A 6,840-nucleotide genomic window follows, 5' to 3' on the forward strand; every position below is an offset into this window, starting at 1 on the left:
GCGAAGAGATATTACTAAAATTTCACTTAATGTTTGCTTTTTGCCCGAGCGAGCTTAGCAGCATGCGCTGCAACCTCAAAAACGACGCGAGCAAAAGCTCATCCTTCGCCGCGTTCTTTTCGCTTTTGAGTTCAAATTCCAAATCATTTAAGTGAGCGAAAATTTTATAAAACGTCCGCGTTGAAAAACCGGTGGCGTAGCGCTGCATCTGTGCGGCCACGGAAGGGGGCGGTTGATAACCTAAAACCGCCTTAAAATCAAATCTGCCGTTTATTTTCACGTAAGCATGCAGGCGAAAAATTCTATAAATCAAGCGGTAGAAATAATTTATCAGCTCCATCTCGTTGTATCCGCCGCCCAGAGCCATTTTGTAAAAATCTATGCGAAAATCGCTTAGTCCAAAAATTTTATCAAAAAGCTCGTCGTAGCTCACCTCGCTAAGACCATAAACCATCAAATTTACGTTTTGCAGGCTAAGCTCGAGCCCCAAACTTGCAAATTTCTCTATCTCGCTCGCGCTTAAGCTCAGGCTTTCGTTGTGGATGGCGTAGATCCTGCTAAGCGCGGCGGTGTTTGCAAAAAGCCCGCACATCTCGCATTTTTGCGCAAGCAGCGCTATGGCTTCATTCACGCCCGAGGGTTTGAAAAATCTCACTTCGTTTCGTTCAAATTCCTTGATAAAATCCGCGCTCACTGAAATTTCGCTATCGTTTAGCTCGTAGATCAGATGGTTATTCTCGTCCGACTTACACAACGCGATGAGCCTTCGCAGCTCCTCTTTTTTGATGAGCGAGGCGGTTTTGATATGAAGCGTATTGCTGCCGCCGAAAAGCGAGGGCTCCAAGAAGCTCCGCGCCTGCTCAAAATCATACTCCAAAAAATACAAACTCAAAAAATTTTCCGAGGCGTAAATTTGCTTCAGGCGCTGCGCGTAAAGCTCGTTTGAAAAGTCGTCTCCGCCGCGCAAAAGCACGAAATTCGGCACCCTTCCGCTTGCTATAAGACCGTCAAATTCTTTCCTATACATCAGATCTTCTTTACCACCCTGCCTATGATCACTCCGCTAGCGATATTTGCGTCCGTAAGCTCGACTAGCACGGGCGTTAAAATGTCGCCGGCGAAATTTGAAACTAAAATTTTAGCCCCCTTTAGTTTGTCGTCTAGCTTTGCGGTGACGGAATTTCCGCTTTCGTCGATGTAGCAGCGGAATTTTTTGCCTAAATTTTCTGCGGCCCAGCGCGCAAATTTTCGGTCCATGAAATCAAACGCGACCTTATCCGCCTCGCGCTCAAGCTCATTTAGCCGCGCGCACGTCGCGTCTATGTTTAAAAGCAGGTAATTATAAAATTTCTCATCCCCCCTCATCTGCGCCTTTAGCAATCGGTGCAAAATGAGATCGGAATAGCGCCTAATCGGGCTTGTGAAGTGCGTGTAGTTATCAAATCCGAGCCCGAAATGCCCGCGCGATTCGGATCCGTACTCGGCGCGCTTTTGAGCCTTGATGATGAGCTTATCGACCTCCTCGCGGATCCCCATGGCATCGGCTTGCGCTTGGATTTCGCCGATCATTTTGGCAAGGTTGCTCTGATAGGGCGCATCGATGCCGAACAGCGCCAGATCGTCAAGCAGAGCGTAAATTTTTTTAAGCTCCGCTGAGCCGTGATTTCTAAAAACGCCCCGTTCGATGCGTGCTGCAGCGGCTTTGTTGGCTAGCAGCATACAATCCTCGATGAGCTTGTGCGACGGAGTGTCGGTCTCAAAGCGGGTGGAGCTTATAAAACCGTGTTCATCAAGCGTGATGCGAAGCTCCTTGGTGCGGAAATCAAATCCGCGCTTTAGCCTCGCGCAGCGCAGGCGCTCGCAAATTTCATTAAGCGGCGAGAGCCAGCTTAAAATTTCAGGCTCGCGCGCCTTGCGGGTGCGTAAAATTTCATCGACCTCGTCGTAATTGTAGCGGCGTTTTGATCTTATAATCGCTTCGAAAAGCTCCTCTTTTTGCGGGTTTAAATTTTCATCCAAAGCGATTTTAAAAACAAAGGCTAATCTAGGCAGATTTGGCATCAGCGAGCAGATGTTTTCGCTAAGCTCGCGCGGCAGCATCGGCACGGATCTGTGCGGGAAGTAAATCGAAAAGCCGCGAAATTTCGCCTCCTTATCGATCGGCGAGTATTCGCTTACGTATTCGCTCACGTCGGCGATCGCTACGTAAAGCGTGCGCACTTTTACGTCGAAATAGATCGCGTCGTCGAAGTCCTTGGCGTCGATGGGATCGATGGTGCAAAAGGGCAGATGCTGCAAATCCACGCGCTGCGGATACAGCGCCTCGTCCACTTCGCTGCCGAAGCTCGCGGCTTGCTGCTTGCACGCTTCGTTAAATTCGTCGTTTTTATCGTAGATTGCTAAAGAAATTTTCTCATCGACGAAGGGATCGGATAAGCTTCCGATCACCTCGGTAATTTCGTTCGTTAGATTATCGATCTTTAAAAGGGTGTTTGCGGGCAGCTGCTTTAGCGATTTTTGCGTGGCTTTGAGCGGATTTGCGAGGCCGGTTTTGACGTTCACGCCTAAAATTTCGCGCCCGAAGCTTTTGGTATAAACCACGCTCGTTAAAAATGCGGGCTTAATACACATCAGCACTTTTGCGTGCAGACGGGACTTTCTTGAGCTTAAAATTTTTGCTAGGATCAGATCGCCCAGATGCACGCCGCTTAAATATCTGTTTTCGATGATGAGATCTGCTTTGAAGCGATCGTCGAAGCTTTGCAGATAGCCCGTGCCGTCGCGCGAGATGTCGAGCCTGCCGAAAACATAGCCGTCGTTTAGATAGAGCTTGCCCTTGTGCGCGCTGATAGCGCCGATATTTAGGAGGTTGCGCACGAGCTCCTTTTGCTCGCCGTTAAGGTCCTTTTCAAATACGCCCGAGTTAAAGGCGCGCAGGAACTCTTTCATATCGAAATTTCGCCTTTCGCCTCTAAAAACGCCTCCTGCTCGAAGCCGAACTCGACTAGTAAATTTAAAGCGTTGTCGATGCTAAGCTCGTCGAAGTGGTGGTAGATATTGACCGCGGTTTTGGCGATCTTTAGCATCGCGTAGCGGGATTTGTTCTTAAAAGGCGCGTCGTCCGGGGCGTTTGAATACAGCGCGTCCTGCGCGATCTGCCCTAGCCCGAAATGTGCAAATAGCGCATGCGAGACGCTCTCGCGGTTCGTGCCGCTAAATTCCATCTCTACGTCGGTAAAATCCTGCGGAAAGATCGAGCCCTTGATGGCGTGGTAAAATTCCTCCGCCTTGCCTGCCGCGCACACCTGCTCGTCGATAAAAACCCGCCCGAACTCCACTAAAATCACGCTTGAAAGGATGTTTTGCTCTATCTGCGGGTAGGATTTGATCCACGAAAACATAAGCAGATTTCGCAGCAGCGAGACCTGCGTGAGCTTTTTGCGGTCGATGCGATATGCCTGCAAATCGGGCTTTAGCATAGCATCAAATACGGCGAATAGAAAAAACGCCCGCATCTGCTCGCGCCCGTAAAGCTCGAACGCTCGCTGCAAATTTAGCGTCTTTAATGCCGCGGCGCCCTGCTCCTGTCCCCGCTCCTGCGCTCTGCCCCATTCTTGTTCCTGTTTTTGCTGCTGCGCTTGCCCATGCTCCTGCTCTCGTTCTTGCTGTTGCGTTTGCGCGGCTTGCATAGAGATGCTCGAACCTAGCGTGCAATCGGCTTTCGCAGCGGCGTGCTGATTTTGCCGCTGCGTATCGCTCGCTGCTTGTGAAGGGTTAAATTTAAAATTCTTGTCGCTGCAGTTCGCGTCGTTTGCGTCATTTGAATGATTAAATTTAAGACTATCGCCCTGCCCTGCTAAGTCTGCGCCTTTTTGCTCGCTCGAGGTGCACTCTTTTTGCTGCCACTCGTTTGCAGCGTCTTGCAAGCCGCACTCTATGGGCTCCGCGCCTTGTAGATCGCGCCGCTCATCCGTGGCAATAAAATTTTGCCGCGCGAGCCCTTCGGCGCTAAATTTAGACAAACCGCAAAAGGCTAAATCTAAAATTTTATCCGCAAGAGAGGCGTTTTTGGAAATTTGCAAAGCGAGCCTGACGTCCGAAACGTCCGCATCAAACGATGCTAAAATTTTTAAAATTTCATCGCTAAAGCCTGCAAGAGCGCCTATTTTTTGGGTTATAAATTTATTCATTTTAAAAAGCCGTTCAACAAAAATTTCGCACAATCATATCAAATTTTAACTCAAATTGCAAAGCAAAACGCCGCCGTTGCGTCTAAATTCCGCTTCAGCTCGCGAGGCTTTTGAAGTGCTTTTTTTGCGTTTGAAAATCGCAGATTAATCCGCCCGTTTATCGTGACGGCAAACCTAAAATTTCATCCGCTGTTTTATAAAATTTTAATCCCCTTTCGTATAGAATGCATCGAAATTCTATTTATAAAGAGCTTGATTAAAACAGAAGTTTGAAGAGCCAAAAAGACTTAAAAACTGAAAATAACTTTAAAATGCTCAAACTAGTTTTTAAAATTTCATATAAATTTAAGCCGATGAATTTATATGAAATTTAATGACGAGCTAAGATATAGAGCAATAAAATATTGCTACTAAAAAAGCTCTTTGAGCTCTACAAATTTGCATATGTATTTTTATAAGGGTTAGATATGCGCAGTATAGTATTTCTTTTCATAATACCCGTTTTTTTTACCATAAGCTTTTTTGTCGCCTTAATCGCCCTCAAGGGCAAACGCAAACGTTTTTGGCTTTTTGTTTGGTTTATGGTGTTTTTCGGGGATATTGTCGTACTTAAAGCAATTATGGCCTATTATGATTTTAAATATGCCAAGATAAACGTCTATGAAAAGCCCGCCATACATGCTTACTATGCCGGAGAAAGAGAAATAGTCGAATGGAATATAAGCGGTTTTCCTTTGATAGATCCAACCAATTGGCTAAATTTCCCTGCAAATACGACCGATGCGAATTTCATATCTTTGATAAACGGCTACGTAAATTTCATAGATTATAAAGAAAAAAGCGAAAATCCTGTCACAAACGGTAAATATTTTAGAATTTATCTGGATGACTATACCGCACAAGAGTGCTTTTTATCAGCCAAGTTAAGCACAAGAGGCTTTTTAAAGAGTATCCCGATAACGTATGAAGAATTAAATATATTTTTTAATCAACTACAATCAAATCATGAAAGCGAGGATAAAATAATCAGAGAGATAAAATCATTACTTGATGATAGAAATGCCTCGACGATAGATATAAAACCGTCTAAAATATTAAGCTACATAAAATACAATATGAAAGATCTCAAGCAAATTTACAAAGACAAATGCGTAGCTCGTAAAGAAATCAATGAAGATGAGATAGCCGATATAGAGTTGGTATTGGAAAAAGAAAATAGGATGACGGACTGGCGCATAGAGCCGGTACCAAATATCAAAACCTTTCTTGACGACCTAATCGGTCTAAGCTTTAACTACGGCGGAATCATAAAAGATAGAAAAACGGGCAGGATACTAGCCGATAATATATACGAAAACGTAAGATACCAAGGAGCGTTAGGCGAAAGCTTTATAAAGGCTTTTGGAAGCGAGTCGAGAGGATACGGGATATCTTGCGATAGCGGCAGGGAGAAGTATTTGGATATATGTAATCAAAAGATGATAGAAGAATTCTTCAGAAAGGATAGAAAATGAGAAAGTTTGAGGCGCTAAAAACATATGCAGAGCTAGCATGGGCGGGGTATATATGGGATTGAACAATTAACAAGCTGTGGTATAAAAAAGACTGCTATGCTATTTAGATTTAACTGAGGGCTAATTCAGATCAAACAGATCCAAATATTAAATTTGCAAATTTAAATTTACTAATTGTGTGAATTTGTAAAGTAAGTTTAAATTTGTAAATTCATAAAATTCAGTATCAGCGATACTGACCGATATTGAATTTACAATAAAATTTTATAAAAAGGGTAAATTTGGAAAAACTAAAAGAAAATTCAGAAAATAATCAAAATTTAGATGAAAACACGAATTTGGAAAATCAAAACAAGCCAAAACTACTTTATAGACTTGATAAAAGAAATCCGTTTTATGTAGCTTTTGATTTAATTGTTTATTTGTTGATAGCTTGGATACCGATAATATTTGCTATACCAAATTTTGTTTTTGATATTGGCATATTTAGTCTGATTTTAAATATGTTTTGTGCCTATATTTCGTTTATAGTTTTACAAATTTTATATTCGATAATCTTTTTTGATTATTTTGAAATTTATGAAGATAAAATGGTTTATAAGGATATTTTTGGTTTTAAAATTATATTACATGCAAAACAAATTGATAGATTTTTTTCGTATGGATATTGTGGAGTTACAGAATTGATGGCTATTTTTAGAAAAAGAAGATTTAAAATTTTCCCAACAATACAATTCTTAGTTTAACTTCTGAACAAGAAAACGAAATAAGAAAAAACATAGCAAATTTAAATATAAAAAATTTTAATAAAAAGGGCAAAAAATGAGTAATTCAAGTAGAATTAACAAGGCAACAAACGAGTTGGATAAAGCAGAAAAAAGACTGCTATATTCTTTGGGTTTAACCGAGGGCAATTCAGATCAAACAGATCCAAATATTAAATTTGCAAATTTAAATTTACTTGTTGCTTGAATTCAAAAGCAATAGCAAGTTTAAATTTGTGAATTCATAAAATTCAGTATCAGCGATACTGACCGAGTTTAAATTCGCAAGTTAAACTTTAAATTTAAAAGGAAAAATATGAAAAAAATATTTAAAATTTTATTTATAATATTTATTTTATTTACTTTGTGTCT

The 6,840-nt window shown here is 42.0% G+C and carries 6 protein-coding genes; 3 read left to right on the forward strand and 3 right to left on the reverse strand.

The features are described from left to right. Positions 1-22 precede the first annotated feature (22 nt). The 3 genes from Q0323_RS09130 to Q0323_RS09140 are packed head-to-tail and all read right to left on the reverse strand — an operon-like array spanning position 23 to position 4,190. Positions 23-1,027 (reverse strand): DNA polymerase III subunit delta, encoded by a 1,005-nt coding sequence (locus Q0323_RS09130; RefSeq protein ID WP_298053752.1) that lies wholly within the window; start codon positions 1,025-1,027, stop codon positions 23-25. Then, complete coding sequence (locus Q0323_RS09135; RefSeq protein WP_298053754.1) at positions 1,027-2,949, reverse strand: ribonuclease R family protein; 1,923 nt, start codon at positions 2,947-2,949, stop codon at positions 1,027-1,029. Before Q0323_RS09135 ends, Q0323_RS09130 begins: the two co-directional genes overlap by 1 nt. Then, positions 2,946-4,190, reverse strand: coding sequence for a hypothetical protein (locus Q0323_RS09140; RefSeq protein WP_298053757.1), 1,245 nt, complete (start codon positions 4,188-4,190; stop codon positions 2,946-2,948). Before Q0323_RS09140 ends, Q0323_RS09135 begins: the two co-directional genes overlap by 4 nt. 467 nt (positions 4,191-4,657) lie before the next feature. Between Q0323_RS09140 and Q0323_RS09145 the strand changes: the two genes are divergently transcribed. From Q0323_RS09145 to Q0323_RS09155, 3 genes are all read left to right on the forward strand, one after another. Then, positions 4,658-5,704 (forward strand): hypothetical protein, encoded by a 1,047-nt coding sequence (locus tag Q0323_RS09145; RefSeq protein ID WP_298053759.1) that lies wholly within the window; start codon positions 4,658-4,660, stop codon positions 5,702-5,704. A 281-nt stretch (positions 5,705-5,985) separates the two neighbouring features. After that, positions 5,986-6,450, forward strand: a complete 465-nt coding sequence (locus tag Q0323_RS09150) for a hypothetical protein (protein WP_298053762.1) — start codon at positions 5,986-5,988, stop codon at positions 6,448-6,450. A 76-nt stretch (positions 6,451-6,526) separates the two neighbouring features. Further along, entirely contained in the window at positions 6,527-6,676 is a 150-nt protein-coding gene (locus Q0323_RS09155; protein ID WP_298053766.1) for a hypothetical protein, read from the forward strand. The last annotated feature ends 164 nt before the right edge of the window (positions 6,677-6,840 follow it).

The sequence above is a fragment of the uncultured Campylobacter sp. genome (genome assembly GCF_938030145.1).
Classification (GTDB): domain Bacteria; phylum Campylobacterota; class Campylobacteria; order Campylobacterales; family Campylobacteraceae; genus Campylobacter_B.

Coding starts and splice junctions, on each gene's coding strand:
- Q0323_RS09130 (WP_298053752.1), bottom strand. CDS start 1,027: ATGTATAGGAAAGAATTTGACGGTCTTATAGCAAGCGGAAGGGTGCCG.
- Q0323_RS09135 (WP_298053754.1), bottom strand. CDS start 2,949: ATGAAAGAGTTCCTGCGCGCCTTTAACTCGGGCGTATTTGAAAAGGAC.
- Q0323_RS09140 (WP_298053757.1), bottom strand. CDS start 4,190: ATGAATAAATTTATAACCCAAAAAATAGGCGCTCTTGCAGGCTTTAGC.
- Q0323_RS09145 (WP_298053759.1), top strand. CDS start 4,658: ATGCGCAGTATAGTATTTCTTTTCATAATACCCGTTTTTTTTACCATA.
- Q0323_RS09155 (WP_298053766.1), top strand. CDS start 6,527: ATGAGTAATTCAAGTAGAATTAACAAGGCAACAAACGAGTTGGATAAA.